Below are 26051 nucleotides of genomic sequence, written 5' to 3'. Positions count from 1 at the left end.
GGTGATCGACGTCGGCCACTTCCTGCCGATGGCGTTTGCCGACTGGTTCTCGCGCAAGGAGATGCGGGCCTCCTCGACCGCGCAATCGGTGCTGTTGGTCGACGATAGCGCGTTCTTCCGCAACATGCTGGCACCGGTGCTGAAGGCCGCCGGCTACAAGGTGCGGGTCGCGGTCAACGCCCAGGAGGGGCTCGCCGCGCTGCGCTCGGGCCACAGCTTTGACGTGGTGCTGACCGACATCGAGATGCCGGACATGAACGGCTTCGAGTTTGCCGAAGTCATCCGCTCCGACCACAATCTGAACCAGCTGCCGATCATCGCGCTGTCCTCGCTGGTGTCGCCGGCGGCGATCGAGCGCGGCCGGCAGGCCGGCTTCCACGACTACGTCGCCAAGTTCGACCGTCCCGGCCTGATCGCGGCGCTGAAGGAACAGACCGCCGAGACCCGGCGCGCGGCCTAAGGAACCAAGCAGATGACCACCAAGACCGAGACCATCGAGGGCACCGTCGCCGAATACGTCACCGCCGTGATCGGCGGGCAATTGTTCGGCCTGCCGATCTCGCGGGTGCAGGACGTGTTCATGCCGGAGCGGCTGACGCGGGTGCCGCTGGCGTCGAGCGAGATCGCCGGCGTGCTCAATCTGCGCGGCCGCATCGTCACCGTGGTCGACATGCGCGCCCGGCTCGGCCTGCCGAAGAACGACGACGGCAAGCCGCCGATGGCGGTCGGCGTCGACCTCCGCGGCGAGTCCTACGGCCTTCTGATCGACCAGATCGGCGAAGTGCTGCGCCTGCCGGAAGCGAGCTGCGAGGAAAACCCGGTCAACCTCGACCCGCGCATGGCGAAACTCGCCGGCGGCGTGCACCGCCTCGACGGCCAGCTCATGGTCGTCCTCGACGTCGATCGCGTTCTCGAACTTATGCCGAAAGCGGCCCTCGCAGCGTAGCGCCGCGCATCAAGCAAGGAGGCAAAAATGAAAACCTGTCTTGTCGTCGATGACTCCACTGTCGTGCGGAAGATCGCGCGACGAATCCTGGAAGAGATGGACTTCCAGATCACCGAGGCCGAGGACGGCGAACAGGCGCTGGAAGCCTGCAAGAATGCCATGCCGACGGCAGTGCTGCTCGACTGGAACATGCCGGTCATGGACGGCTACGAGTTCCTCGGCCATCTGCGCCGTCTGCCCGGCGGCGACGTGCCCAAAGTGGTGTTCTGCACCACCGAAAACGGCATGGATCACATCTCACGCGCGCTCCATGCCGGCGCCAATGAGTACATCATGAAGCCGTTCGACAAGGACATCGTTGCGGCAAAATTCCAGGAAGTCGGTCTGGTCGCACTCAGCGAAGAGAGTCCGATCTAAACCTATCCGCTTGCCCTTGAGAGGCTTCCGTGACTCCGCCAGACTATGAGTACCTGCGTAAGATCCTGAAGGACCATTCCGGTCTCGACCTGTCCGCAGACAAGCAGTATCTGATCGAAAGCCGCCTGCTTCCGTTGTCGCGCAAGTGCGGCCTGCCGGGCATCGGCGAACTCGTGCAGAAGATGAAGGGCGGATCGTCGTCGATCATTGCCCAGGTGGTCGAAGCCATGACCACCAACGAGACCTTCTTCTTCCGCGACAAGGTGCCGTTCGAACATTTCCGCGATACGATCATACCGGAGATGTTGAAGGCGCGCGCCGCCCGCAAGAGCATCAGGATATGGTGCGCCGCCGGCTCGACCGGCCAGGAACCATATTCGCTCGCCATGTCGCTGAAGGAAATGGGCGCGACGCTTGCGGGGTGGCGCGTCGAGATCATCGCGACCGACCTGTCGACGGAAGTCCTCGAGAAATCGAAGTCGGGCGTCTACAGCCAGTTCGAGGTTCAGCGCGGCCTTCCGATTCAACTGCTCGTCAAATATTTCAAACAGAATGGTGAGTTGTGGCAGATCAATCCGGAGCTGCGGGCCATGGTGCAGCACCGGCAGCTCAACCTGCTACACGATTTTTCCCAGCTCGGCACCTTCGACGTTATCTTCTGCCGGAACGTCCTGATCTATTTCGATCAGGAAACCAAGATCAACATCTTCGGCCGCCTCGCCAGGGCGATGGAAGGCGATGGCTTCCTGGTGCTGGGCGCGGCGGAAACCGTCGTCGGTTTGACTGATGTGTTCAAGCCATTTCCGGACAAGCGCGGTCTTTATCGGCCGAGCGGCGCGCGTGCAGCATCTGCGCAGGGCGGCGCGGCGATGCCAAAAATCGCGGCGATGGCAGGACGGTGAGCGATGGCTGAGGACGGCAAGGGCGCGGAGCGGGTTACGTTCAGCAGAGGCTATGATGTCTGCATCATGGCGATCGACGGAACCTGGCGCAGGGATTGTCAGCTCAACGCGATCTCGGACACCGACGCCACGCTGACCGTGGAAGGCTCCATTCAAGGTCTCAATCTGAAGGAGTTCTTCTTGCTGCTGTCGTCGACCGGCCTCGCCTATCGCCGGTGCGAACTCGTCCGCGTCAACGGCACCGAAATGGATATTCGTTTCCTGAGAGGCAAGCACGGCAAGAAAAAATCGGGTGCCTCGTCAAAGGCCGAAGAGGCGACGCACTGAGGCGGCCGTGCTGCCGAATTAGACAGCTTCGGCGCAGCGCAGACGATCTTGGCGATCGTACGGCCCGAACACGCAAGTGGCCTTGGCTCACATTGTTGAGCGACGCATCGAGCTTTTCCATCGTGCTGGCGGCATCCGCCTGCGGCGGTGCATCAGTGGCATGCCGGACACCAGGCAGCGATTGCAGGAGGCGGGGCGCGAAAAAATCTGGATGCGCATTTGCGGCGGAGCGACCTCGTTATGCCCCGATGACCGAAAGGGCCGGCCCGCTCGCGGCGGAACAATCGCTGTTGTTGGAGTCCAGCAGGGAACGCACGGCAATTCCGAGAGTGACGTCGCAGGCCTGCAACGCGGCGGCGGCATTCATGTAGCGCGGCGACACATCATCGAGCACGATGACGTTGGTGGAACTCTCGAGGCTGTCGGTCGATGTTTCGCTCGCGATCGTCTGTTCGATCAGCTGCAGGCTGTTCTGGACGTGCTCGATGAGGCCGACAAGGTCCGAAACCAAGGCATGATTGACATTGTTGTAGTCTTCCGCTTGTGCAACGCCATCGGCCGATGCATCCCGCATGAGTGCACTCCTCGATTACTTTTTAGGTGTGCGTCGCTACTTGTGCGTTAAGCAGAGGTCCCGTACAAATACGGTTCGGTATGGTGTTGAATACCGTTATCCGAGTGTGCGTCACATTCAACCACGCATGGACGATGGAACATGGCTGAAAAGGCCCCCTCCCGCGGGGAGATTTTCGTGGTCGATGACGACCCTGCCGTTCGCGATACGCTTTCGATGGTCCTGTCTGCAGCGGGCTATCAGGTCATCTGTTTCGCCGACGGCGCCGCTTTGCTGGCGATTGCACGAACCCGGACGCCGGCCTGCATCCTGCTCGATGTGCATATCCCCGGTAAGTCCGGTCTCGATATTCTGAAAGAGCTTCATGGCGAGGACTACCCTGCGCCGATCTTCATGGTCTCGGGGCAGGGCGATATCGCCATGGCGGTCAGCGCGATCAAGAATGGCGCGCTAGACTTCATCGAAAAGCCGTTCCGCGGCAGCGAAATCGTGGCAAGGCTCGAAGAGGCGATCGAAGCCTACGCGCGTCGGCAGGCGCAGAATGCGCCGTCGCGTATCGCGACGCTGCATTTCCCGGGGCGCGAGCCGCTCACGCGACGCGAACGCGAAGTGCTGGAGCAATTCACTGCCGGCGCTTCCAACAAGGAGGCCGGGCGACATCTCGGCATCAGCCCGCGCACGATTGAGGATCACCGCGCCAATATCATGAAGAAACTTGGCGCGCGGAATGCCGCCGATCTGGTCCGGATCGTGATGACCCAGCAGCGACAAGGCCAGGTCTGATTGCAGGCCGTGCTGGTTATAGATGAGCCGCTGCAACCGGCGCTGCAGTGGCGCTGGGTGCGCGCGCTGCCGCGGAATTCAATCGGCGAGCGCCTTGCGGATCATGATTGCCATGTCCGATTTCCGATAGGGCTTGGCAAGCAGCAAGACTCCCTCGTCGAGCCGGCCGTGATGAATGATGGCATTCTCGGTGTAGCCCGAGGTGAACAGCACCTTTAGCCGGGGTCTGACTTTCATTATCTCGTCGGCAAGCTGGCGCCCGTTCATGCCGGGCATGATCACGTCGGTGAACAGCAGGTCGAAGGCGTGGCCGGTGTGGACGAGCGCAAGGGCTTCCGTCGCATTCGCCGCATCCAGCGTCACGTAGCCGAGCGAACGCAACTGCGCCAGCACATAATCGCGCACCAGCTTGTCGTCCTCCACGACCAGAATCGTCTCATGGCCGCCCTCGACGGCCGGCGCCAGCGCCGGTTCGGTCGCAGGCAACGCGCCAATGGCCGGCGGCAGATACATCTTGATCGTGGTGCCATGACCTTCCTCGCTATAGATCATGACGTGGCCGGCCGACTGCTTGATGAAACCGTACACCATGCTGAGCCCAAGGCCGGTGCCCTTGCCGGGACCTTTCGACGTGAAGAAGGGGTTGAACACTTTATCGAGAATCGCGGCCGGGATGCCGGTCCCGGTATCGCTTACCGCGATCATGGCATAGCGTCCGGGCCGGACGTCGCTGTGCATTCTCGCATAATTATCATCGAGCATGACGAAGCCTGTTTCGATGATCAGCTTGCCGCCGTCGGGCATGGCGTCGCGTGCGTTGAGGGCGAGGTTGAGGATTGCGGTGGCGAGTTGATTGGGATCGACGATCGCTGGACAGGTCTCGTCCTCGAACACGGATTCGATCTCGACATGCTCGCCGAGCGTTCGCTGCAGCAGCTTCGCGGTGTCGATGATCAGCATGTTGACGTCGGTTACCTTCGGATCCAGCGGTTGCTTGCGCGCGAATGCAAGCAGGTGCTGGGTGAGGTCGGCGCCGCGCGAGGCTGCCTCGTCGATCATTCGGGTGATCGCGGCGAGCTGCGGCTCGCCCTTGACGGCGTCGGCGAGGATCTCGATCGTTCCCGTGATCACCGTCAGGATGTTGTTGAAATCGTGCGCGATGCCGCCGGTGAGCTGTCCCATCGCCTCCATCTTCTCGGCCTGCCGGATCCTGTCCTCGGCTGCTATCTTATCGGTGAGATCGCGGACGAATGCGTTGAACACGAAGCCGCCGCGCGTCCTCAGCGCGGCGATGCTCAGCTCCACCATGATCTCCTTTCCATCCCGCCGCCTGATCGGGAGTTCGCGGCGCGGCTGGCGGACCACCTCGTTGCCGGAAAGCAGGAAGGCTTGCAGGGCCTGCCTGAGAGGTCCGTCCGGCCGGCCCATCAGATCGAACACATTCCTGCCGAGGGCTTCGTCGCGCGGCCAGCCAAAGATGTTCTCCGCCTGCGCATTCCAGTCGCGGATAAGGCCCTTCTCGTCGATCTGGACGAAGGCGTCGAGCGCGGTGTCGATGATGCCGCGCGCGAGCTGCTCGCTTTCCCGCAACGTCTCCTGCGCCAGCCGGCTCTCGGTCATGTCACGGCCGACGAAGAAGAAGCGTTTGACCGGCTCGGACCATGTCCCGAGCCATGACAGCCACACCTCTCGTCCGTCCTTGTGAATGCAGCGCGTGTCGGAAATCTTCGGATGCTGTCCGCGCCGTGCTGCGCGCATTTCCTCGCGGGAGGTCTCGAGATGATCGGGATGAATGAAGTCGACGCCGCTGCGACCGATCATTTCCTCCGGCCGGTAGCCTAGGATGGTCTCGCAACTCGGACTGATCTGAACGAGAAATCCGCGGGAATCCATCACCATGATCAGATCCTGCGAGGTCTCGAAGATGCGGCGAAGCTCCTCGGTCTGTTGCCGCAGCACCTGTTGGGTCTTGTTGGCTTCGGTGATGTCGCGCGCCACCTTCGAAATGCCGATGATCGCTCCCGAAGGCGACTTGATCGGCGAGATGCTGAGCGAGACCTCGACCCGCCGGCCATCCTGTCGCAGACGGACGGTTTCATTGTGCTCGATGCTTTCGCCGCAGCCGATTCGGCGCAGCGTGTCGTGAACCTCCGGTAACCGGTCCACGGGAACGAGCAGCGAAATATTCTTTCCTGCGGCTTCCGCAGCTGTGTAGCCGTACAGTCGCTCCGCCGCCGAGTTCCAGCCGGTAATCGTGCCGTCGAGCGACGTCGTGATGATGGCGTCGTTGGAGGACTCGACGGCTGCGCTGAACAGTCGCTCCCGCTCGGCGTGATGGTCGCGCGCCGCCACGGTGCGGCGATGCTCCTGGACTTCCTGCTGGAGCGCCGCGGTCTTTGCATTGATCTCCTCGATGGCTCGAGCGAATGCGCGCGCAAGCACGCCCGTCTCGCCGCGCGCCTCGACGGGAATGGTGACCTTTCCTTTGCCGGCCACACCTTGAACGGCTTCGGTCAATCGGACGATCGGCCGCGTCAACGACCTCGCGATCAGGAGCGCCAGCACAGCCGCGCACAACACCGCGATCCCTCCGACCAGCAGTGACGTATTCCTGATGCTCGCGGCCGGCGCCATGATCACGGCGTTGGGGGTTGTTTCGATGACCGCAACCCATTCAGAGCCGGCCAGGATAGCAGGCGCAAATGCTACTCCATTGGATAGGCCCGCTTGGTCAGGGACGATATCGGCACTGCCTTGCTTCGCCCCGGCCTGCGAGGCCAGATGCGGGAAATCGGCCTTCCAGTCGTTAGCGGTGCCGAGCAACCAGCCGAATTCGCGCGAACGATCGGGATGAATGAGATAATCGCCCTGCCGATTGACGACGTAGATCGTTTCGCCCGGCCATACCGACGACCTGATGCGGTCGAACGCGCGCCGCATGTCGACATTGATCATGAAAATGCCAAACGGCTTGCCGTCCTCCGTGAAGATCGGCGTCGCAACGCGAATGGTCGGCCGATGCACCTCCTCGATCAGCCCGTTGAAGCGGCCCAGATCGAGCGGCGAGACGTAGAGCTGGGTGGGTCCCAGCCTGATGGTTTCCTGGAAGTAGCCACGATCTCCTCGCTTCTGCAGGCCAGACTCCGGCACGATCCTGACCGCGCCGTTCGGGCCATTGCGGTCCACGCGGACCAGTTCGCGGCCACCATCATCGAGGCCGATGATCCGAAACATTGCATAGGTTGGCTTGGCTTCGAGCTCGGCCGCAAAACGCTTTGCAATCCGTTCACGCCAGGTTTTTTCAGACACACCATCAATCGGGTCGATGCCGCCCGCTGTGCGGGCGCGAACCAGTCCGTGCAGCGCAACTGCCGAGCGAAAGCCCGCGACATCTCCGGTCGCGCCGGCCGCGTAATACTCGAGATCGGTCGCGAGCTGCCGCGAGTGCGTCTCGATGCGGTCACGGGCGCGCTGCAGCAGCGCCTGTTCCAGATTGCGATAGCTCAGCCATCCAACCGCGGTGACCGCGATCGCAACCAGCGCAATCATCGCGATGGCTAGCCTGGTCGTGAGCGTCATGTCGGTATTCGCCCGCCCTCTGCCTCGGGCCCGGCAAGCCGCCGGACCAATCGGATGCTATGGCGCATCACGGGGAGGAAGCAACACCGCCGGCAGCACGCGGCGAGCCGCGCTGGGCGGCTTCCAGGCAGCTGGTGACGGCGGCGGGTCGGCCGGCCGGAACGGTTTCTGCAGACTGGAGACAGCGCCGCCATGCGCATATTGCTGGGCAGACAAATACCAATGCCGCGCATGCGGGTGCGATTCGGCCAGGCGCAGGCCGCATGCCAGGACCAGGAACGGATCAGTTGCTGAGATATTCCGGATAACGCGACCGAATTCGCGCAAGTTCGCTGAGCGTGCCTGACAGATGGGTGCGCAGATGCTTCTGCGCCTCCTCCACCTCACCGGCATCGATTGCTTTCGTGATCAACTTGTGATGCCGCACGATATCCTGGGCCTTGCCGGGCGAGGGCAGGTGCATGCGGCGCAGCCGGTCGATATGTCCGCTGCGGCTGCGGACCAGCGACCAGATGTCCTGCTTGTCGGCAGCCGTGTAGAGCTGGCTGTGGAACTCGTTGTCGGCGGCCATGAACTTCTCGAAGTCGCCGGCCTTTGCATATTGCTGCTGGCGGGCGATCGTGGCGTGAAGCTCGATGAGGAGCGCTTCATCGTGCTGGAGCGCCAGCCCGCGCACGATTTCAAGTTCCACTGCCTGCCGCAGGAAATGGGCCTGCTGCGCCAGCCGCACGTCGACCCGGCTGACCACCGTGGCGTATTGGGGAAAGACGTCGACGAGGCCTTCCTCCTCGAGCCGCATCAGCGCATCGCGGATCGGCGTCGAACTCACGCCAAACTGGGCGGCAAGCGCCGCGCGCGACAGCGGAGATCCCGGCGGCAGCTCCAGCGAAATGATCATGCCGCGGAGGCGCTCGAACACCTGCGGCGCAGCCTGGCGATCGCGATCCAGCCGGCCGACGGATCGCGGAGCAGCGCGGCGGGAAACGATTTGCGGGGGAGCCATCGGACGGCCGGCCGTTTCAGAAAGGGACTTGCTTCAGATGCACTAATACATTAGTGCATCTGCGTCGAAGCGTCAATGAGGCCGGAGGAGATGCACAATGAAAAACAGGGTATGGAGCGCCTGCGCGGGCGCCATTGCGATGCTGATGATGCTGCCGGGCTCGCCGGCGTCGGCCCAGCAGAAATCAGAGATCACGCTGTCGCGGCAGCCGGGCATCTTCTACATGCCTTCCCACATCATGGAAAAGAACAAGCTGATCGAGAAGCATGCAGCGGCTCTCGGCGTCCCCGGCGTCACCACCAAATGGGTGAACTTGAGCGGCGGCGGCGCGCAGACCGACGCGCTGCTGGCCGGCAGCGTCGATATCCTCAACACCGGAACCGGCAATCTTCTATTGCTTTGGGATCGCACGCGCGGCGGCGTCAAGGGCATCGTCGCCACCTCGGCGCAGCCGATGACGCTGATCAGCCGCGACCCGAATATCAAGTCGATCAAGGATTTTGGCCCGAACGACAAGATCGCCGTGCCCACCGTGAAGGTCTCGACGCAGGCGATCGTGCTGCAGATCGCGGCCAGTGAGGCTTTCGGTGCCGACCAGTGGTCGAAGCTCGACGCCAACACCGTGCAGCTAGGCCATCCCGACGCCTATGTGGCGATGACCAACGCCCAGCACGAAGTGCGCAATCACTTTGCAATTCCGCCCTTCACCTTCCTCGAAATGAAGAACGTGCCCGGCGCGCATGTCGTGCTGTTCTCGCCTGACGTGATGGGCGGACCGCTCAGCCAGGCACAGTTCTTCACCACGACCAAATTCGCCGACGCCAATCCCAAGATCGTGCAGGCCGTGCGCGACGCCACCAAGGAAGCCCACGACCTGATCCGCGGCGATACCAAGACCGCCGTCGAGATCTACAAGGAAGTCACCGGCGACAAGACCAGCGTCGAGGATCTGCTGGCATGGCTCAAGGAGCCCGGCATGATGGAATGGAACCTGCAGCCGCAGGGCACCATGAAATTCGCCGCCCATCTGCACAAGGTCGGCACGCTCAAGACCATGCCCAAGGCTTTCACCGACTATTATCTGCCGGTCGCGCATGACCTGAAGGGCAATTGATCGACATGGCCGCGCTTCTCGATGTCAGTGACGTAACGCTGCGCTACAAGACTTCGAGCGCGGTCGTGACCGCGACCGAGCGGGTCAGCTTCACCGTCGATCGCTCCGATCGCTTCGTGCTGCTTGGCCCCTCCGGTTGCGGCAAGTCGACGCTGCTAAAGGCCGTCGGCGGCTATATGAAGCCGAGCGAAGGCAAGATGCGAATCTCGGGCCGGGAGATATCGGAGCCCGGCGCCGACCGCATGATGATCTTCCAGGAGTTCGACCAGCTTCTGCCGTGGAAGACCGTGCTGGAGAACGTGATGTTTCCGCTTCTAATGACGCGGAAGCTGCCGCGCAAGGACGCCGAGATGCGGGCGCGGGCCTATATCGAGAAGGTCAGCCTCACGCGCGTCGTCGATGCCTATCCGCACACGCTATCCGGCGGCATGAAGCAGCGGGTTGCGATCGCGCGCGGTATGGCGATGGAGCCGGATATTCTGCTGATGGACGAGCCGTTCGCTGCGCTCGATGCACTGACGCGGCGCACCTGCCAGGACGAATTGCTGCAGCTCTGGGCGGAGACCAAGTTCACCGTCCTGTTCGTCACCCATTCGATCGCGGAAGCGATCAAGATCGGCAACCGCATCCTGCTGCTGTCACCGCATCCCGGCCGGGTTAAGGCTGAGGTGGTCGATGTCGACAAGGTCTCCGGCGAGGATGGCAGTGCGGCGCGGCTGGAAAAGCAGATCCACGATCTCTTGTTCGCTGACGCTGTTACGGCACGCTGAGGGAGCGCGCGATGGGCGAGGCCAGAATTCTGCTGCGCGATGCCACTGAGCTGAAGGCCGCGGTGCCAGCCGAGGTGGAGCGCAAGCTGACGGTACCCGAGCTGTTGTGGAACGATGGCTTCGTCCGCAAAGCCGTGATCATCATTTTCCTCGCCGCAGCGTGGGAGATTTACGGCACCGTCCTCAACAATCCGCTGCTGTTTCCGACGTTTCACGACACCATCGTCACCATGTTCGACAAGGTGCGCGACGGCACCATTCCCTTGCGCGCCTGGGCATCATTGAAAGTGTTGTTCATGGGCTACGCTGCCGGCATCGCGCTCGCTGCCATCTTCACCATCCTCGCCATCTCGACCCGGATCGGCACCGATTTCCTCGAAACAATCACCGCGATGTTCAATCCCTTGCCGGCGATCGCCCTATTGCCGCTGGCGCTGATCTGGTTCGGTCTCGGCAATGGCAGCCTTGTCTTCGTGCTGATCCATTCGGTGCTGTGGCCGGTCGCGCTCAACACCCATTCCGGCTTCAAGAGCGTGTCGAACACGCTGCGCATGGTCGGCCGCAATTACGGCCTGCGCGGCCTGCCTTACGTGTTCCGCATCCTGATCCCTGCGGCCTTCGCCTCGATCTTGACCGGCCTGAAGATCGGCTGGGCGTTCGCCTGGCGTACGCTGATCGCCGCCGAGCTCGTGTTCGGCGTGTCGTCGGGGCAAGGCGGTCTCGGCTGGTTCATCTTCGAGAACCGCAATTTGCTGGATATCCCTGCAGTGTTCGCCGGCCTGTTGACGGTGATCGTGATCGGCTTGATTGTCGAGAACCTGATCTTCCGCACGATCGAGCGCAACACCGTTCAGAAATGGGGCACACAATCATGAGCAGCAAGAAGAACCCCGCCGATCTTCGCAGTGCGCGCTGGTTCGCCCCCGACGATCTCCGTGCCTTCGGTCACCGCTCGCGCGCGATGCAGATGGGCTACGCGCCGGAAGAGTGGAAGGGCCGGCCTGTCATTGCGATCCTCAACACCTGGTCGGACGCGCAGCCCTGCCACATGCACTTCAAGAGCCGCGTCGACGACGTCAAGCGCGGCATCCTGATGGCGGGCGGTTTTCCGATGGAACTGCCGGCGCTGTCGCTCTCGGAGTCGTTTCTGAAGCCGACCACCATGCTCTATCGCAACATGCTGGCGATGGATGCCGAGGAATTGCTGCGCGGCCATCCCGTCGATGGCGTCGTGCTGATGGGCGGCTGCGATAAGACCACGCCGGGCCTGCTGCTCGGGGCCACCAGCATGAATCTACCAGCCATCTATCTGCCGGCCGGGCCGATGCTGCGCGGCAACTGGAAGGGCAAGACGCTAGGCTCCGGCTCCGACGCCTGGAAATACTGGGACGAGCGGCGCGCGGGGAAGATTTCCGACAAGGACTGGGTTGACGTCGAGGCCGGCATTGCCCGCAGCTACGGTACCTGCATGACCATGGGCACGGCCTCCACCATGACGGCGATCGCGGAATCGATCGGCATGACGCTGCCGGGCGCCTCCTCGATCCCCGCCGCTGATGCCGGCCACATCCGCATGGCCTCGGAATGCGGTCGCCGCATTGTCGAGATGGTCTGGGAAGACCTGACGCCGAACAAGATCCAGACACGAAGAGCCTTCGAGAACGCGATCACGGTTGCAATGGCGATGGGCTGCTCGACCAATGCAATCATCCATCTGATCGCGCAGGCCCGTCGCGCCGGCCAGGACATCGGGCTCGACGATTTCGAGAAGGCGAGCCGCAAGGTACCTGTCATCGCCAATGTGCGACCGAGCGGCGACAAATACCTGATGGAAGATTTCTTCTATGCCGGCGGCTTGCCCGGCCTGATGAGCCGGATCAAGGAGCATCTGCATCTCGACGTCATGACCGTCACCGGCCAGTCGCTCGGCGACAACATCGCACGCGCCGAAGTCTATAATGACGACGTCATCCGCACCGTGGACAATCCGATCTACAAGGAGGGCGCGCTCGCCGTGCTCAAGGGCAATCTTGCCCCCGATGGCTGCGTCATCAAGCCGAGCGCCTGCGAGCCGCGTTTCCTCAAGCATACCGGGCCGGCGCTGGTGTTCGATAATTATCCTTCCATGAAGAAGGCGATCGACGACCCCAACCTCGACGTCACGGCCGATCACGTGCTGATCCTGCGCAACGCCGGTCCACAGGGCGGCCCCGGCATGCCGGAATGGGGCATGCTGCCGATCCCGACCAAACTGGTAAAGCAGGGCGTGCGCGACATGGTGCGCCTGTCGGACGCGCGCATGAGCGGCACCAGCTATGGCGCCTGCATCCTGCACGTCGCGCCGGAATCCTATATCGGCGGCCCGCTGGCGCTGGTACGCACCGGCGACAAGATCACGCTCGATGTTGCCGCTCGCACCATCAACCTCGATGTGCCCGCAGCCGAACTGGAAAAGCGCCGCGCCGAATGGAAGCAGCCGGAGCCACGTTACGAGCGCGGCTATGGCTGGATGTTCACCCGCCACATCAAGCAGGCCAATGAAGGCTGCGATTTCGATTTTCTGGAGACCGGATTCGGCGCGCCGGTCAGCGAGCCGCCGATTTATTAGCCCTCCGTCATTGCGAGCGAAGCGAAGCAATCCATCTCACGGCACAAGGAAAGAATGGATTGCTTCGTCGCTTCGCTCCTCGCAATGACGGTCTACGAGCCGACAGCAAACAAAAGCATCACAGGGGGAGCACGACCAATGACCATGACCCGACGCAACCTGCTCGCAGGAGCCGGTGCCGCCGCTGCTTCGACACTTCTTTCCCGCAGCGTCGGCGCGCAATCCTTCCCGTTCACGCCGAACCAGCGCTATCCCGATCCGGCTGTGCAGATTCTCGATCCGAGTTTTACAAAATACCGGATCTACTCCTCGACGGTCGAACAGGTCGCGACCGGCATGCGCTGGGCCGAAGGGCCGGCATATTTTCCGATGGCGGCTATCTCCTGTTCTCCGACATTCCCAACAACCGCATCATGAAGTTCGACGAAAAGACCGGCCAGACATCGGTTTTCCGTGCCAATGCCAACTACGCCAACGGCAACGCGCGCGACCGCCAGGGCCGCCTCGTCACCTGCGAGCATTCCGTCACCCGCCGCGTCACCCGCACCGAAAAGGACGGCAAGATCACGGTGCTGGCCGACAAGTTCGAGGGCAAGCGGCTGAACGCGCCGAACGATATCGTGGTGAAGTCCGACGATACTATCTGGTTCACCGATCCTCTGTTCGGCATCAATGGCGAGTGGGAAGGCAAGAAGGAAAAGCCCGAGCAGGCGACTACCAACGTCTACCGCCTCGCCAAGGACGGCAAGCTCACCGCCGTCATCACCGATATCTTCAATCCGAACGGGCTCGCCTTCTCGCCGGACAAGAAGAAGCTCTATGTCGTGGAATGGAAGGGCACGCCAAACCGCAGCATCTGGAGCTTTGATATCAATGAGGACGGCACCGTCGGCAACAAGACCAAGCTGATCGACGCCGCGGATCAGGGTGCGCTCGATGGCTTCCGCGTCGATCGCGACGGCAATCTGTGGTGCGGCTGGGGCTCCAACGGCGCGCTGCAGTCCGAACCGACCGAGGTTGGCGGCCGCAAGGTCTATCAGCTCAAGGGCAAGCCGGAGGATCTCGACGGCGTGATGGTGTTCAGCCCGACAGGCAAGCCGCTCGCCCACATCCGCCTGCCGGAGCGCTGCGCCAACCTCACCTTCGGCGGTCCGAAGAACAACCGCCTCTATATGACGAGCTGCCACTCGGTCTATGCGCTCTATGTGGAAGCGCATGGAGCGGTGTGAGCTTGTTCAACCGTCATTCCGGGGCGCACGAAGTGCGAGCCCGGAATCTCGAGATTCCGGGTCTGGTCCTTCGGACCATCCCGGAATGACGACCAGAAAGCGAGAACACAATGACCAAACTGAGCGACGCCACCCGCAACAAGCTGAAGACCGTCTCCACCGCCACCGTCGCCACCGCGCTGTTCAAGCGCGGCTTCCGCATCCAGATGATTCAGGACGTGCACCCGGTCGGTCGCAACCAGCCGACGCTGGTCGGCGAGGCCTTCACTTTGCGCTACATGCCGGCACGCGAGGACCTCAACAAGATCGACGTGTTCCGCGACCGCGCCCATCCGCAGCGCAAGGCGGTCGAGGACTGCCCGCCCGGCGCGGTGCTCGTGATGGACAGCCGCAAGGATGCACGTGCCGCCTCCGCCGGCGCCATTCTGGTGACGCGGCTGATGCAGCGCGGCTGTGCCGGCGTGATCACCGATGGCGGCTTTCGCGATTCCGCTGAGATTGCGGCCCTCGGCTTTCCCGGCTATCACCACCGCCCGAGCGCGCCGACCAATCTGACGCTGCATCAGGCGATCGAGATCAACGTGCCGATCGGCTGCGGCGACGCGCCGGTGTTTCCCGGCGACATCATCCTCGGCGATGCCGACGGCGTCATCGTGATCCCCGCGCATCTCGCCGACGAGATCGCCGATGAGGCCGTTGAGATGACCGCGTTCGAGGATTTCGTCACCGAGCAGGTCCGCGGCGGCCGCAGCATTTTGGGACTTTATCCGGCAACGGACCCGCAAACGCTGAGCGATTTCGCCGAGTGGCGGAAGAAGAACGGGCGGTAAGTTTCTCTTACCTCTCGCGCTTGCGGGCAGAGGTCGCCGCGCTCTTCGCGCGGCGGGTGAGGGGGTACAGGTCTCACGGCGCTTACAGCTCGCGGATAGAGCCCCTCACCCCAGCCCTCTCCCCGTGAAGAACGGGGAGAGGGAGGAAGCTCACACCTCGCCCTTCTCCGCCAGTCCGACCGCCCACAGCGCGAATGCATAGGCGATCGCGACCTCATCCAGTCGGTTGAACCGCCCGGACGCGCCGCCGTGGCCGGCGCCCATGTTGGTGCGTAGCAGCACCGGGCCGCCGCCGCTCATCGTGGCGCGCAACCGCGCGATCCATTTCGCCGGCTCCCAATAGGTGACGCGCGGATCGGTCAGCCCGCCCATCGCCAGGATCGCCGGATAGTCCTTCGCCGCGAGATTGTCGTAGGGCGAATAGGACAGGATGGTGCGGAAATCCTTTTCACTCTCGATCGGGTTACCCCACTCCGGCCATTCCGGCGGCGTCAGCGGCAGCGTGTCATCGAGCATGGTGTTGAGCACGTCGACGAACGGCACCTCGGCGACGATGCCGGCGAACAATTCGCCGGCGCGGTTGGCGACCGCGCCCATCAGCATGCCGCCGGCGCTGCCGCCATGGCCGACGATACGCTTCCTGCTCGTATACTTGGCCTCGATCAGCGCGCGGGCAGACGCTGCAAAGTCGTCGAACGTGTTGGTCTTCTTTTCCCGCTTGCCATCGAGATACCAGCCCCAACCCTTGTCCGCGCCGCCGCGGATATGCGCGATAGCATAGACAAAACCACGGTCGACCAGTGACAGGCGGTTGGCGGCAAAGGAAGCCGGCATCGCCATGCCGTAGGAGCCATAGCCGTAGAGCAATAGCGGCGCCTTGCCGTCGCGCACCAGATCCTTGCGGTGCAGGATCGAGACCGGCACCTGCGCGCCGTCATGTGATGTCGCCATGATGCGCGTGGTGACGTAGTCGGCAGGATTATGCCCCGACGGAATCTCCTGCCGCTTGCGCAGGACCCGCGCGCGCGTCGCCATGTCGTAGTCATAGACCTCGGCCGGGGTCGTCATCGACGAGTAAGAGAACCGCAAATTCGTGGTTTCGAACTCGTAGCCGCCCATGGTGTCGAGTGAGTACGCGGCCTCATCGAACGCGATGGCGTGCTCTTCGCCTGTCTTGAGATCGCGGATGATGATGGCCGGCAGCGCGTTGGCGCGCTCCAGCCGCACCATGTGGCCGGCATAGAGTTCGACATCCAGAACATAGACGCCTTCGCGATAGGGAATGAGGTCGCGCCAGTTGGCGCGCTCGGGCGCGGCAAGCGGGGCGGTGACGACCTTGAAGTCGATGGCGCCGTCCGCATTGGTGAGGATGAAGAGTTCATCGCCGCGGTCGGCGATCGAATATTGCACGCCTTCCTGGCGCGCCGCGATCAGCCGCGGCGGCGCGTCGGGATTGGCGAGGTCGATCAGCCGCTGTTCGGATGTCTCGTGGTCACCGCCGGCGATCACGCAGAAGCGGCCGGATGAGCTCTCATGCAGATGGGTGAACCAGCCGGAATCCTTCTCTTCATAGACCAGCGTGTCCTCGGTCTGCTTCGTGCCGAGCTTATGGCGCCAGACCTGCATCGGGCGATGGTTATCGTCGAGCTTCACATAGAAGAAGCTCGCGCAATCCTTGCTCCAGACGATGCCGCCGTCGGTCTCCTCGACGAGATCGTCGCGATCGACGCCGGTCTGCCAATCGCGTACGCGGATCGAGAAGTATTCCGAGCCCTTGGTATCCGCGCTCCACGCATGCAGCTTATGGTCGGGCGAATGCCGCGCGCCGCCGAATTTGAAATATTCGTGGCTTGCGGCCAGCGCGTCGCCGTCGAGCACGATCTGCACGTCGCCACCATCGCGCGGCGTGCGACCGAACTGTTCATGCTGTCCGCCCTCGCGGAATTTCCGCAAATAGGCAAACGGGCCATCTGGCGCGGGCACGCTGGAATCGTCCTCCTTGATCCGGCCGCGCATCTCCGCCACCAGTTTTCTCTGCAAGGGAGCGGTGTGGCCAAGCAGGCCCTCGGTGTAGTCGTTTTCCGCCTCGAGATAGGTTCTGATATCCGGATCCAGGATCGAGGGATCGCGCAGCACTTCTTGCCAGCGGGGGTCCTTCAGCCAGGCGTAATCGTCCGTCATTGTGATGCCGTGCCGCGTGAAAGTGTGCGGGCGCTTCGGCGCTGATGGTGCGGGCAGGGCAGGCTTCCTGGTTGCGGCTTGGGTCACGCAGTCCTCGTATGGCTCAATGATCGAGCCTTATATCGGGGTGAATGTGGCGGATTACCAGATGCAACGATCCGTAGGGTGGGCAAAGCGAAGCGTGCCCATACCAGTCCTTGCGGGTTATTAATGGTGGATACGCGCCGCTTTGCCCACCCTGCGATTCTCTAACTATTCCGCAACCTCGCCCCGGCGCCGCCGAACATCGGGATCCGGTTCACCGCCAGCACCACCGCAAAGGTAATCACCAGCATGGCGATGCCGAGCACCGCAATGGCGGCGAGGTCACCGCTTTCGTTGAGGTCGTAGATCAGGACCGACAATACCTTGGTCTGCGATGTGAACAGCACGATCGCCGCGGAGAGCTCCCGCATCACGCCAATGAAGATGAAGCACCAGGTGGCAATCACGCCAGTGCGGAGTAGCGGCGCGGTGATCCGGCGCAGCGATTGCAACCGCGTTGCGCCAAGGATGCGGCTGGCGTCTTCCAGCTCGGGGTGAATGGTCGCGAAAGCCGCCTGCAATTGCTGATAGGCCGAGGGCAGATTGATGGTGAGGAACGCCAAGAGCAGGATCCACAGCGTACCGTAAAGCACGATGGGCGGTCGCGTGTAGCTTAAGAACAATCCGACGCCGAGCACGATTCCGGGCACTGCGACCGGGGCAGTGGCGAGAAAGCCGAGCATGCGATGGCTCGCGATCACGCGGCGGGTCGTGACATAGGCGACGACGAGCGCGAGAATCGTGCCGATCGTCGCCGTCGATGCGCCAAGGATCACCGTGTTCTTCAGTGCGAGCTGGGTCGACGACAATTCGGTGAACACAAACACGATATTGTGCAGCGTCGCGGTCGATGGCGTCACCAGCGTGGTCCCGTTCGGTGAGAACGCTGCGTTGAGCAGCGCGAAATAGGGCAGGAACACGGGGTTGAGCAGCACGATCAGGCAGAACGCCAGCGCCGCCCAGCGCCATCCGCCCATCTCGATCGAACGCGGCGGGCCATACTTGCCGCCAACCACCGAGAAGCCGCGGCGGCCGAGCAGAAATTTCTGGCCCTGCAGCAACAGGATCGTCAGCAGCAACAGCGGCACGGCGGCGGCCGCAGCCAATTCCAGTTTCGGCGGATACTGGAATAGACTCCAGATTTTCGTCGTCATGGTGTGGAAGCCGGCCGGCAGCGCCAGGATCGCGGGCGATCCGAACAATGTCATGGCCTGCAGGAACGCGATCAGCGCGCCGGCAACAAGCGCCGGCAGTGCGAGCGGAATCGTAACACGCCGCGCCGTGGTCCAGGCCTTGCCGCCGAGAATGGCGGAAGCGTCTTCCAGCTCGCCCGGCATGTTGTCGAGCGCATTGGCGACCAGCACGAAGACGAAGGGAAAGGTGTAGCAGGAGATCACGAAGATCAGCCCGGTCAGCGAATAGATGTCGAACAGTGGATCTTCGGCACCGGTGAGGTAGCGATAGAGCTGGTTCAGCATGCCGCTGTTCGGCGCCGCCAGCAGTTCCCAGGCCACCGCGCCAAGAAAGGGCGGCGTGACAAAGGACGCCGTCACCAGCGCGCGAATGATCTGCCGCCCCGGCATGTCGGTGCGCGATACCAGCCAGCTTATGGGAGCTGCGACGATGCAGCACATGACCGCCGAAGTGGTCGCGATAATCGCCGTCGTCAGCAGCGGATCGAGGAACGCGGGGTCGGTGAACAGGGTAACGAAATTCTGCAGCGTCGGATGGCGCGCCTTGTCGGTGAATGCGAACAGCACCAGCCACGACAACGGCAGCACGATCAGCACGATCATGAACGCCGCGAACAGCCACAGGATCAGGCGGGTGAAGTCGAGGCGGGATTTGGGGGCGTCGGTGGTGGTGATGGCGGTCATGTTATCCACGAGTCAGATACTTCCCTCATCCTGAGGAGCCGCTTTAGCGGCGTCTCGAAGGATGAATGGCACCAGCAGGGCCTCATGGTTCGAGACGGCGCTTGCGCGCCTCCTCACCATGAGGGTCTAAACCCTGAACAGCCGCGCGTAGCGCGTCTTGATCTCTTCGGCCATTTTCTCCACGCTCTCCACGTCTTCCTTCATCAGCTTGATGTCGGAATCTTCCGTCCTCCTGTTCTTGCCGCTGCTTTACCGGCTCAGCGCCCGGCAGCGTTCGGGCGGCAACGTCAACCAGACCTCGCTGCCCTTGGGCACGTTGGTTTCGGTCGGCGTCGTAGCGCGCAGACTGGTGCCATCGGCGATCTCGACCATGTAATCGCGCGACGCGCCGAGATAGACCTGCCGCGTGACGACCGCCTTAATAGCGTTTTCGGATGACGCCGGTGCCTGCATGGATAGCCCGATATCGTGCTGGCGGATTGCAACCACGGCGCCCTGGCCTGCGGTGAGCTGCGCGCCGACAACCTTCAATGTTGCGCCCGCAAAGGAAACATGATCGGCGTCGCGCGCGGTGCCCTTGATCACGTTGCTCGCGCCGATGAAGCGGGCGACGAATTCCGATTCCGGCCGGGCGTAGATGTCCTCGGGTGTGCCGAGCTGATCGATCCTGCCGCCGTTCATGACCGCGATCAGATCCGCCGTGGTCATGGCCTCCGACTGGTCATGCGTGACATAGACGGTGGTGTAGCGATATTCGTCATGGAGGCGGCGGATTTCGAACCGCATCTCCTCGCGCAAATTGGCGTCGAGATTGGAGAGCGGCTCGTCGAGCAACAGCGTCTCCGGCTCGACGATCAGCGCGCGCGCCAGCGCCACGCGCTGCTGCTGCCCGCCGGAGAGTTCGCCCGGATAGCGCTGCGCCAGCGCTTCGAGTTTGGTCGTGCCGAGAATCGCCGCAAGCTTCTTCGCGATGATGTTGCGATCGAGTTTACGCAGGCGCAAGCCATAGACGATATTTTCGGTCACCGTCATGTGCGGCCACAGCGCGTAGCTCTGGAAGATCATCGACATGTTGCGCTGTTCGGGCGGCAGCGTGCGCGCTTTCGACGACACCAGGCGGTCGCCGACATGGATCTCGCCGTCGGAAGGTTCGAGAAAACCCGCGATCAGCCGCAGCGTCGTCGTCTTGCCGCAGCCGGATGGCCCGAGCAGGCAGACCAGTTGCCCGTGGTCGATCTTCAGCGAGACGTTATCGACCACCGCAAGCGCCCCAAATCGTTTGGTCAGGCCGCGCAAATCAACGGACGCCAATCGCCTCACTCCCGCTCTTGTTCTTGCACGGATCCGCGCCCGGCTTGGTATGCCAGTATACGAACAAAAAGGGGTTGGGAAAGAGAGACAGCGCGGCGGCGGGAAACGATTGACGACAGTGTCGTCCTGCGAACGCAGGGCCTATCACCATAATTTCACACTGTGAGAGATGCTGTCTCGCAGCGTGCCACTTCCGCGGGCCGCGGCGTATGGGTCCCTGCTTTCGCAGGGACGACCCACTATGACCGGCGATAGTACGCCTAAGCCCCGACGCTCTCGCCGAGATATTCGATTGCGGCTTCGGTTCCGCCCTTGCCATGTGGGATGCCGAGCGCATTGAGCCCGACCTCGACGACGCCGAGCGTACCCAAAATCATCGGCGCATTGACATGGCCCATATGGGCGATGCGAAACGCCTGGCCGGAAAGGTCGCCGATGCCGGTCCCGAGCACCACGCCGCATTTCTCCTTGCAGTAGCGCTGCAGCGCGACGGGATCGTGGCCGTTCATCGTCACGGTCGTCACGGTGTTGGAGCGCTCATTGGCTTCCGCGATATTGAAACCAATCACCTGGCCCTCGCTCCAGACCGCCACCGCGCGGCGCACCGCTTCGCCAAGCAGGCGGTGGCGCTCAAAGGCGTTTTCGAGTCCTTCCTCATGCAGCATGTCGATCGCCTTGCGCAGAGCGAACAGCAGGTGCACCGGCGCGGTGCCGGCATATTTGCGGTAGTGCTCGGTGCCCTCGCGCTCGGTCCAGTCCCAATAGGGCGTGCGCAGATCGGCCTTCTTGTGGACCGCCAGCGCGCGCTCGTTGGCGGCGACGAAGCCGAGGCCGGGCGGCGTCATGAGCCCCTTCTGCGAACCGGACATCGCGACATCGATACCCCATTTATCCATCTCGAACGGCATGCAGCCGAGTGAGGCAACGGTATCGACCATGAACAAGGCAGGATGGCCGGCCGTCTTGATCGCCTTGCCGATCGCTTCGATGTCGTTATAGGCACCGGACGCGGTATCGACCTGCACCGCGACGATTGCCTTGATCGTGTGATCCTTGTCCCGCCTCAGCCGCGCCTCGACCTCAGCGGGACGGATCGCGCGGCGCCAGTCGCCCTTGAGCACCTCGACCTCGGCGCCCATCGCTGCCGCCGCTTGGCCCCAGCCGATCGCAAAGCGTCCGCTTTCCAGCACCAGCACTTTATCGCCGCGAGACAGCACGTTGGAAAGCGTCGCCTCCCACGCGCCATGGCCGTTGGCGACGTAGATGTAGGATTTGCCCTTGGTCGCGAACAGTTTTGACAGATCAGCGAGCAGGCTTTCGGTCAATTCCACCATTTGGCTGGAATAGATGTCGAGCGCCGGGCGATGCATCGCCTGCAGCACCTCGTCGGGCATGGTGGTGGGCCCCGGGATGGCCAGAAATTCCCGGCCCGCGCGAACGGTCATTTGTTGGTTTTCCTTATGGGCAAGCACGCGGAATCGAAGCGTGAGGTTTGGCCGGGATAATATTCGATCAGAACCGGCATTGCGAGCGCAGCGAAGCTGCAAAAAAGGGTCAAATTGCTCTCATTGCTCTTCACAATGACGGCAACGGCGCATCCTATTTCCCCACCGCATTGGCGATAGCGCGCCAGATCTGATCCTTCAATTCGGTCGCTGGCGGGCTCGGGATTGTCACCGCGGGCTCCTCGCGCTTCTTGCAGGCTTCGACCAGCCGCAGCACCCAGATTTCGCCGTCCGTGTAATAGAGATCGCCGCCGCCGTTTCGTCCCGCGAGCGTTGGCCCGATGCCGGTGACCTGGTATTTCGCTTCCACCATGCCGGCATTTTCCAGGTCGGCCGCGAGCAGTGCGCGCTCGGCATCGAGATCGGGCGAGATGTGGTGCGTGACGGCGGCGGTGTAGCGGCTGACGCCGACGCCGCGATCTTCCGTCGCTGCACCGAGCCAGACCGGACGCTTCTCCGCGCCGCTTTCCAGCACCTTCCAGAACCGCACGTGGTTGCGGCGGTCGGCACTGGTCCCGATCGGCTTTTCATAGGCGAGATCCTCGCGGCGGCCGAGATAATAGAGATTGCTCACCGGCGCCTCTTTGTAGGGCCGGTCGAGCAGCACGCTGCCGATGATCTCCATCGAGGATTTCAGCGTGATCCGGTCGGCCGGATACCAGCCGGCCGCATGCATCGCGCAGACCACATCGCCGGCGTCGCCGATCAGCCCGACATTTAAGGGATCGCCGGGAATACCTTGCGCGGTGCGCGTCACCATCGGCATCTCGGCAAGCCCGCGCTGATGCTCGTAATGCGTCCAGAAACCGGGCAGCAAGAGATAGGCGAGCAAGCCGTATCCGCCGAGGATGACGAGCGAGAGCATTGCGGCGCGACGCCATCCGGCACGCCGCTGTCGCCGCAATGGTCGTTCAATGCGCTGCTCGGACAACACTCCCTCTCCCCGCTCGTCGCGGGGAGAGGGTTGGGGTGAGGGGCTCTCTCCGCGAGTTGTGATGCCATCCGCCGAGCAAGAGCGCGGCGAGCTCTCTCCCCGCAAGCGAGGAGAAGTTGGAAGCCATTACCGCCTCGTCTCTCTGCAGCCGGCGGCTTCGGCTTCCTCGACCGAGCAGAACCAGCGCGTGCCTTTGGATATCTTCATCTCGATCTTCGCATACCAGCGGCTGGTGGGCTGATGATAGATGCATTCGCCGGAGCGATTGACGTTGCCCTTGATGGTGCAATCGGGTGAAGGCGCGACCGGTCCGGATGCCGATGCCAGCAGGACGGCCCTCGCATTCTCCGGCGGCGTGATCGCGCCGAGAATGGTGGTCTTCTTGTTGCGGATGCGCCAGTCCCATGGCGCGATGAACGCGCCCTGCCACATCCCGGCCTTGGCCTCGCGCGCGGCCTTCTCGTCAGCTTCGTAGTCGCGTGAGATGCGCGTGAGCGCCAGCGCCCAGCCGTTCGACACCAGCCATTTCTGGATGTCCTCGCCGTCGGCCTCGCAGCGCGCCACGGTGCGGCCGCGGCGATCGGCAACGAGGCGGGTACGACAGGTCCAGCTCTTGCCTCCGAAGCGCGTTATCAGTTCGTCGCGCGCGGCGGCGCCGCACGTCCAGCGCTCGCCCTTGGTGTTGAGGCAGAGCTGATCGACCGACGGCGCATCGATGCCGCCGAGACGGATGCGGTGGTGGCCGATCTGGATGTAGTCGCCTTCGCGGATTTTCGGAACGCCGGTGATGTCCGCCGCTTGTGCGACGGCGGGAAGTAACAACAGCAAAACAGCGGACAGGAATTTCCTAAAATTCATCGGCGGTCTCAGCGAATGATGCGCACCAATCCGGCGGATTGTGCGGACAAAGCGCCTGCCGTGCCAGTGCAACACCGTCGCATCGCTTTCAACTTCCTGTCATCTAACGGGCGAATGGAGAATGGCGAATGGAAGGCTACTCGCCGTTTGCTATTCGCCACTCGCCAATCTTCTCCTCGCCAGCGCAAGGCCCATCAGCACGAACGCCGACGTCACCTCGGGACCGCCGACCAGGATTCGCGTCGGCGTCTTCATCTTGTTCCACTCATAGGCCTTGTACGGCCCATGCCTGCCGCCCTCGCCGAGCCTTTCCGTGATGCAGGCGAGCGCCGGCGCGAAGGTCGAGACGTCGGCGCCAAGATGCGCCAGCGCCATCAGCGCCAGCGCCGCATCGAACGGGTTCATCTCGCGCGCGATCAGTTCGCCCTCGACATAGCCGAGCACACGACCGCGGATGAATTCGAACGTGCCGTCCGGATCAATTACCTGCCGCGCCGCCGAAGGTAACGCCATGAACGCCGCATGGCAGCGGCCGAAATAGGCGGAGTAGAGTTCCGGCAGGTAATAGATGTGCGAGCGCGGATTGGCGAAGGCGCCGCTTTCGGCGAGCCGCCGCTGGAAGCCGATGATGCGATGCACCGTCTCCAGCCGCGACGGTGTTTCGAGGATTTTCCAGCGCCTCAGGTTGCGGAAGGAGACTTCGAGAATGTCGAGATTGAGCGTCGGATCGAGGTCGTTGCCGTACGGACGGTCGCCGGCGAGATTGTCGATCCAGGTGACGACACCGCCATCGTAATTGATGTTGTCGTTGAGTGGGACGGTGACGCGCGGCTCGTTGGCGCCTTCGCGTACCTGGTAGCCGCGGTAGAAATCGAGCAACGGCTGGTCGAGGATCGGATCGGTCGCGCCGGCCTGTGTCGCCGCCGAGAACGAGCATGCGGTGGTGTCGCAATCCGGCACGTAGATGCCGAAGCCGAGATCCTGCTTGATCTGGGCGAAGAAACGCGAGAAGCGCGGATGCGGCAGCGGCGCGAGCGCGGTGACGACGCGCACCGTCGATCCGTCATGCGACGGCACTTCCTCGCCTGAGGTCTTTAGGCAGAAATCCACCATCTCGGCGATCGCGCGCCGCGAGGCCGCGGCTTCATCGGAGGATGCCAGCCCGGTCTCGATGTAGCTCAGCAGCGCTTCGGTGAAGAAAGCGTCGTAATAGGCCGAGCGGTGGCGGATCTGCACCGGCTCCCACATGGGCTCGGCGATCCCGGTCCAGGGCGGGTTGATCAGCGAACGCGCCGGCGAATGCGCGATGAAGATGCGCGCCAGGTTGAACAGCAGCGTCGAGTTCTTGTAGCCGCGCGAGTTCAGTCCGGTCAGCGCCATCAGCATCTCGCGCCCACCCATGTCGGGGTCGCCAATCAGGTTGAAGGCGGCATAGGTCGGGATGAAGCCGTTCTTGGCAAACGACCGCAGCAGATGCGCGCCGCAGCGGCGGATCACCCGGTCGATCTCGCTCCCGCCAGGGGGCCGGCCGGGTGCGGCCGCCGGGGCGGGAGCGGGATGGCGCACGTTGATATCGGCCATCAGCTCAGCGACCGGGGCGCCGACCGCCGCCCAGTCCGGCTCGGCGTCGTCGCGCGCCCGCACCAGCGCCTCGCGCAAGGTTGCGAGCCGCTTCTCGTCGCGCAGGGCCGGATGCCCGGTGCGGCGGAGCAGGGAGCGCAGCGCCGGGTTGCCGAGCGCGGTCCGATAGAACTTGCCGAGATGGGGGTCGCCGCCGCGGTATTTCAGCAGCACGGGGTCGCAGACGTCGTACAGGGACGGGCCATCTTTCCGGGCGGTCAGCGCCCGGAATGTGGCGCCGGCAATGCTGTGAAAGCCCATGCAGTCTCTTTCCGCCGGAACGGTGAAGGGAGGGTCGCGTTAAGCATGGCAAATAGCTCAAGGCGGCCACCCGCCGGCCGGATGGGCCCGCAAGCCTTTGAAAACTATACATATCCGTCAAAAAATACAAATGTGATGTAGGTCACTTAAGTAGTATTAACCTTCCACCAGTATCGGCGACGGCTGGCGCCATGCGCCAAAGGAGGTTGTTCGGAATGGCGGGGCAGGCTAAAAGCCAGTTGTTGCGGCGCCGCAAATTGAGCGCAATTGGGCGGCACACACCCGGCAACCCCTTCAAACCTGAACGGTCCTCACGCGACTAACCGGCGCGGACTTGC

21 protein-coding genes and 1 pseudogene are annotated in these 26051 nt (G+C 63.0%); 12 read left to right on the top strand and 10 right to left on the bottom strand.

Annotated features, from left to right (window positions below; genetic code table 11):
- The 5 genes from J6524_RS12710 to J6524_RS12690 form a co-directional block, all read left to right on the top strand.
- A partial coding sequence (locus J6524_RS12710; RefSeq protein ID WP_225670898.1) for a response regulator occupies positions 1 to 460 on the top strand: 460 nt, incomplete at its 5' end.
- A 12-nt stretch (positions 461 to 472) separates the two neighbouring features.
- Positions 473 to 946, top strand: a complete 474-nt coding sequence (locus J6524_RS12705; RefSeq protein ID WP_225670896.1) for a chemotaxis protein CheW — start codon at positions 473 to 475, stop codon at positions 944 to 946.
- A gap of 27 nt (positions 947 to 973) precedes the next feature.
- Positions 974 to 1363: a response regulator gene (locus J6524_RS12700; protein WP_225670894.1), complete on the top strand. Its 390-nt coding sequence runs from the start codon at positions 974 to 976 to the stop codon at positions 1361 to 1363.
- 29 nt (positions 1364 to 1392) lie between these two features.
- Entirely contained in the window at positions 1393 to 2265 is an 873-nt protein-coding gene (locus tag J6524_RS12695; protein ID WP_225670892.1) for a CheR family methyltransferase, read from the top strand.
- Between the two features lie 3 nt (positions 2266 to 2268).
- Positions 2269 to 2592 carry a PilZ domain-containing protein gene (locus J6524_RS12690; protein ID WP_225670889.1) on the top strand — a complete coding sequence of 108 codons (324 nt, stop codon included), beginning with the start codon at positions 2269 to 2271 and terminating at the stop codon, positions 2590 to 2592.
- A 238-nt stretch (positions 2593 to 2830) separates the two neighbouring features.
- Here the strand turns inward: J6524_RS12690 and J6524_RS12685 are convergent, their stop codons facing one another.
- A complete protein-coding gene (locus J6524_RS12685) occupies positions 2831 to 3166 on the bottom strand; it encodes a hypothetical protein (RefSeq protein ID WP_225670887.1) in 336 nt (111 codons plus the stop codon).
- A 141-nt stretch (positions 3167 to 3307) separates the two neighbouring features.
- On the opposite strand from J6524_RS12685, the gene J6524_RS12680 reads away from it, so the two are divergent.
- Positions 3308 to 3949 carry a response regulator transcription factor gene (locus tag J6524_RS12680; protein WP_225670885.1) on the top strand — a complete coding sequence of 214 codons (642 nt, stop codon included), beginning with the start codon at positions 3308 to 3310 and terminating at the stop codon, positions 3947 to 3949.
- A gap of 78 nt (positions 3950 to 4027) precedes the next feature.
- On the opposite strand, the gene J6524_RS12675 is transcribed toward J6524_RS12680, so the two are convergent.
- Both J6524_RS12675 and J6524_RS12670 read right to left on the bottom strand, forming a co-directional pair.
- Positions 4028 to 7528, bottom strand: a complete 3501-nt coding sequence (locus J6524_RS12675) for a PAS domain S-box protein (RefSeq protein ID WP_249789417.1) — start codon at positions 7526 to 7528, stop codon at positions 4028 to 4030.
- 283 nt (positions 7529 to 7811) lie between these two features.
- The gene (locus J6524_RS12670; RefSeq protein WP_225670883.1) at positions 7812 to 8531 is read right to left on the bottom strand and encodes a GntR family transcriptional regulator; all 720 of its coding nucleotides are present in this window, start codon (positions 8529 to 8531) and stop codon (positions 7812 to 7814) included.
- Between the two features lie 139 nt (positions 8532 to 8670).
- Here J6524_RS12670 and J6524_RS12665 point away from each other — a divergent pair, with 139 nt between their 5' ends.
- The 6 genes and pseudogenes from J6524_RS12665 to J6524_RS12640 all read left to right on the top strand — a co-directional run bounded on the left by J6524_RS12665 (position 8671) and on the right by J6524_RS12640 (position 15082).
- A complete protein-coding gene (locus tag J6524_RS12665) occupies positions 8671 to 9645 on the top strand; it encodes an ABC transporter substrate-binding protein (RefSeq protein WP_225670937.1) in 975 nt (324 codons plus the stop codon).
- A 5-nt stretch (positions 9646 to 9650) separates the two neighbouring features.
- Positions 9651 to 10415 carry an ABC transporter ATP-binding protein gene (locus J6524_RS12660; protein ID WP_225670935.1) on the top strand — a complete coding sequence of 255 codons (765 nt, stop codon included), beginning with the start codon at positions 9651 to 9653 and terminating at the stop codon, positions 10413 to 10415.
- 11 nt (positions 10416 to 10426) lie between these two features.
- Positions 10427 to 11290 carry an ABC transporter permease gene (locus J6524_RS12655; protein ID WP_171713856.1) on the top strand — a complete coding sequence of 288 codons (864 nt, stop codon included), beginning with the start codon at positions 10427 to 10429 and terminating at the stop codon, positions 11288 to 11290.
- Entirely contained in the window at positions 11287 to 13023 is a 1737-nt protein-coding gene (gene araD, locus J6524_RS12650; RefSeq protein WP_225670882.1) for an L-arabinonate dehydratase, read from the top strand. The genes J6524_RS12655 and araD overlap by 4 nt, the downstream gene beginning before the upstream one ends.
- Before the next feature lie 138 nt (positions 13024 to 13161).
- Positions 13162 to 14252 (top strand): annotated as a pseudogene (locus tag J6524_RS12645) (SMP-30/gluconolactonase/LRE family protein).
- Positions 14253 to 14362: 110 nt separating this feature from the next.
- Positions 14363 to 15082: a ribonuclease activity regulator RraA gene (locus J6524_RS12640; protein ID WP_225670880.1), complete on the top strand. Its 720-nt coding sequence runs from the start codon at positions 14363 to 14365 to the stop codon at positions 15080 to 15082.
- 150 nt (positions 15083 to 15232) lie between these two features.
- Here J6524_RS12640 and J6524_RS12635 read toward each other — a convergent pair whose 3' ends face one another.
- The 7 genes from J6524_RS12635 to J6524_RS12605 all read right to left on the bottom strand — a co-directional run bounded on the left by J6524_RS12635 (position 15233) and on the right by J6524_RS12605 (position 25713).
- Positions 15233 to 17350, bottom strand: coding sequence for a S9 family peptidase (locus J6524_RS12635; protein ID WP_225670878.1), 2118 nt, complete (start codon positions 17348 to 17350; stop codon positions 15233 to 15235).
- 161 nt (positions 17351 to 17511) lie between these two features.
- Positions 17512 to 19224: an ABC transporter permease gene (locus tag J6524_RS12630; protein ID WP_225670933.1), complete on the bottom strand. Its 1713-nt coding sequence runs from the start codon at positions 19222 to 19224 to the stop codon at positions 17512 to 17514.
- Between the two features lie 249 nt (positions 19225 to 19473).
- Complete coding sequence (locus J6524_RS12625) at positions 19474 to 20544, bottom strand: ABC transporter ATP-binding protein (protein ID WP_225670876.1); 1071 nt, start codon at positions 20542 to 20544, stop codon at positions 19474 to 19476.
- Positions 20545 to 20795: 251 nt separating this feature from the next.
- The gene (locus tag J6524_RS12620; protein ID WP_225670874.1) at positions 20796 to 21980 is read right to left on the bottom strand and encodes a pyridoxal-phosphate-dependent aminotransferase family protein; all 1185 of its coding nucleotides are present in this window, start codon (positions 21978 to 21980) and stop codon (positions 20796 to 20798) included.
- 154 nt (positions 21981 to 22134) lie between these two features.
- A complete protein-coding gene (locus tag J6524_RS12615) occupies positions 22135 to 22905 on the bottom strand; it encodes an LssY C-terminal domain-containing protein (RefSeq protein ID WP_225670872.1) in 771 nt (256 codons plus the stop codon).
- A 195-nt stretch (positions 22906 to 23100) separates the two neighbouring features.
- Positions 23101 to 23832 carry a thermonuclease family protein gene (locus tag J6524_RS12610; protein WP_225670870.1) on the bottom strand — a complete coding sequence of 244 codons (732 nt, stop codon included), beginning with the start codon at positions 23830 to 23832 and terminating at the stop codon, positions 23101 to 23103.
- A 150-nt stretch (positions 23833 to 23982) separates the two neighbouring features.
- Positions 23983 to 25713, bottom strand: a complete 1731-nt coding sequence (locus tag J6524_RS12605; RefSeq protein WP_225670868.1) for a hypothetical protein — start codon at positions 25711 to 25713, stop codon at positions 23983 to 23985.
- Positions 25714 to 26051: the final 338 nt, after the last annotated feature.

It is taken from the genome of Bradyrhizobium hereditatis, from assembly GCF_020329435.1.
GTDB classification, from domain to species: Bacteria; Pseudomonadota; Alphaproteobacteria; order Rhizobiales; family Xanthobacteraceae; genus Bradyrhizobium; species Bradyrhizobium hereditatis.
The sequence above is the reverse complement of the archived record's forward strand: the minus strand, read 5'-3'. Positions and strand labels throughout refer to the sequence as shown.

Bases quoted from the DNA above. Each gene is read 5' to 3' on its own strand.
- J6524_RS12705 (WP_225670896.1), top strand. From the start codon at position 473: ATGACCACCAAGACCGAGACCATCGAGGGCACCGTCGCCGAATACGTC.
- J6524_RS12700 (WP_225670894.1), top strand. From the start codon at position 974: ATGAAAACCTGTCTTGTCGTCGATGACTCCACTGTCGTGCGGAAGATC.
- J6524_RS12690 (WP_225670889.1), top strand. From the start codon at position 2,269: ATGGCTGAGGACGGCAAGGGCGCGGAGCGGGTTACGTTCAGCAGAGGC.
- J6524_RS12685 (WP_225670887.1), bottom strand. From the start codon at position 3,166: ATGCGGGATGCATCGGCCGATGGCGTTGCACAAGCGGAAGACTACAAC.
- J6524_RS12680 (WP_225670885.1), top strand. From the start codon at position 3,308: ATGGCTGAAAAGGCCCCCTCCCGCGGGGAGATTTTCGTGGTCGATGAC.
- J6524_RS12675 (WP_249789417.1), bottom strand. From the start codon at position 7,528: ATGACGCTCACGACCAGGCTAGCCATCGCGATGATTGCGCTGGTTGCG.
- J6524_RS12670 (WP_225670883.1), bottom strand. From the start codon at position 8,531: ATGGCTCCCCCGCAAATCGTTTCCCGCCGCGCTGCTCCGCGATCCGTC.
- J6524_RS12665 (WP_225670937.1), top strand. From the start codon at position 8,671: ATGCTGATGATGCTGCCGGGCTCGCCGGCGTCGGCCCAGCAGAAATCA.
- J6524_RS12660 (WP_225670935.1), top strand. From the start codon at position 9,651: ATGGCCGCGCTTCTCGATGTCAGTGACGTAACGCTGCGCTACAAGACT.
- J6524_RS12655 (WP_171713856.1), top strand. From the start codon at position 10,427: ATGGGCGAGGCCAGAATTCTGCTGCGCGATGCCACTGAGCTGAAGGCC.
- araD (WP_225670882.1), top strand. From the start codon at position 11,287: ATGAGCAGCAAGAAGAACCCCGCCGATCTTCGCAGTGCGCGCTGGTTC.
- J6524_RS12640 (WP_225670880.1), top strand. From the start codon at position 14,363: ATGACCAAACTGAGCGACGCCACCCGCAACAAGCTGAAGACCGTCTCC.
- J6524_RS12630 (WP_225670933.1), bottom strand. From the start codon at position 19,224: ATGACCGCCATCACCACCACCGACGCCCCCAAATCCCGCCTCGACTTC.
- J6524_RS12620 (WP_225670874.1), bottom strand. From the start codon at position 21,980: ATGACCGTTCGCGCGGGCCGGGAATTTCTGGCCATCCCGGGGCCCACC.
- J6524_RS12615 (WP_225670872.1), bottom strand. From the start codon at position 22,905: ATGCTCTCGCTCGTCATCCTCGGCGGATACGGCTTGCTCGCCTATCTC.
- J6524_RS12610 (WP_225670870.1), bottom strand. From the start codon at position 23,832: ATGAATTTTAGGAAATTCCTGTCCGCTGTTTTGCTGTTGTTACTTCCC.
- J6524_RS12605 (WP_225670868.1), bottom strand. From the start codon at position 25,713: ATGGGCTTTCACAGCATTGCCGGCGCCACATTCCGGGCGCTGACCGCC.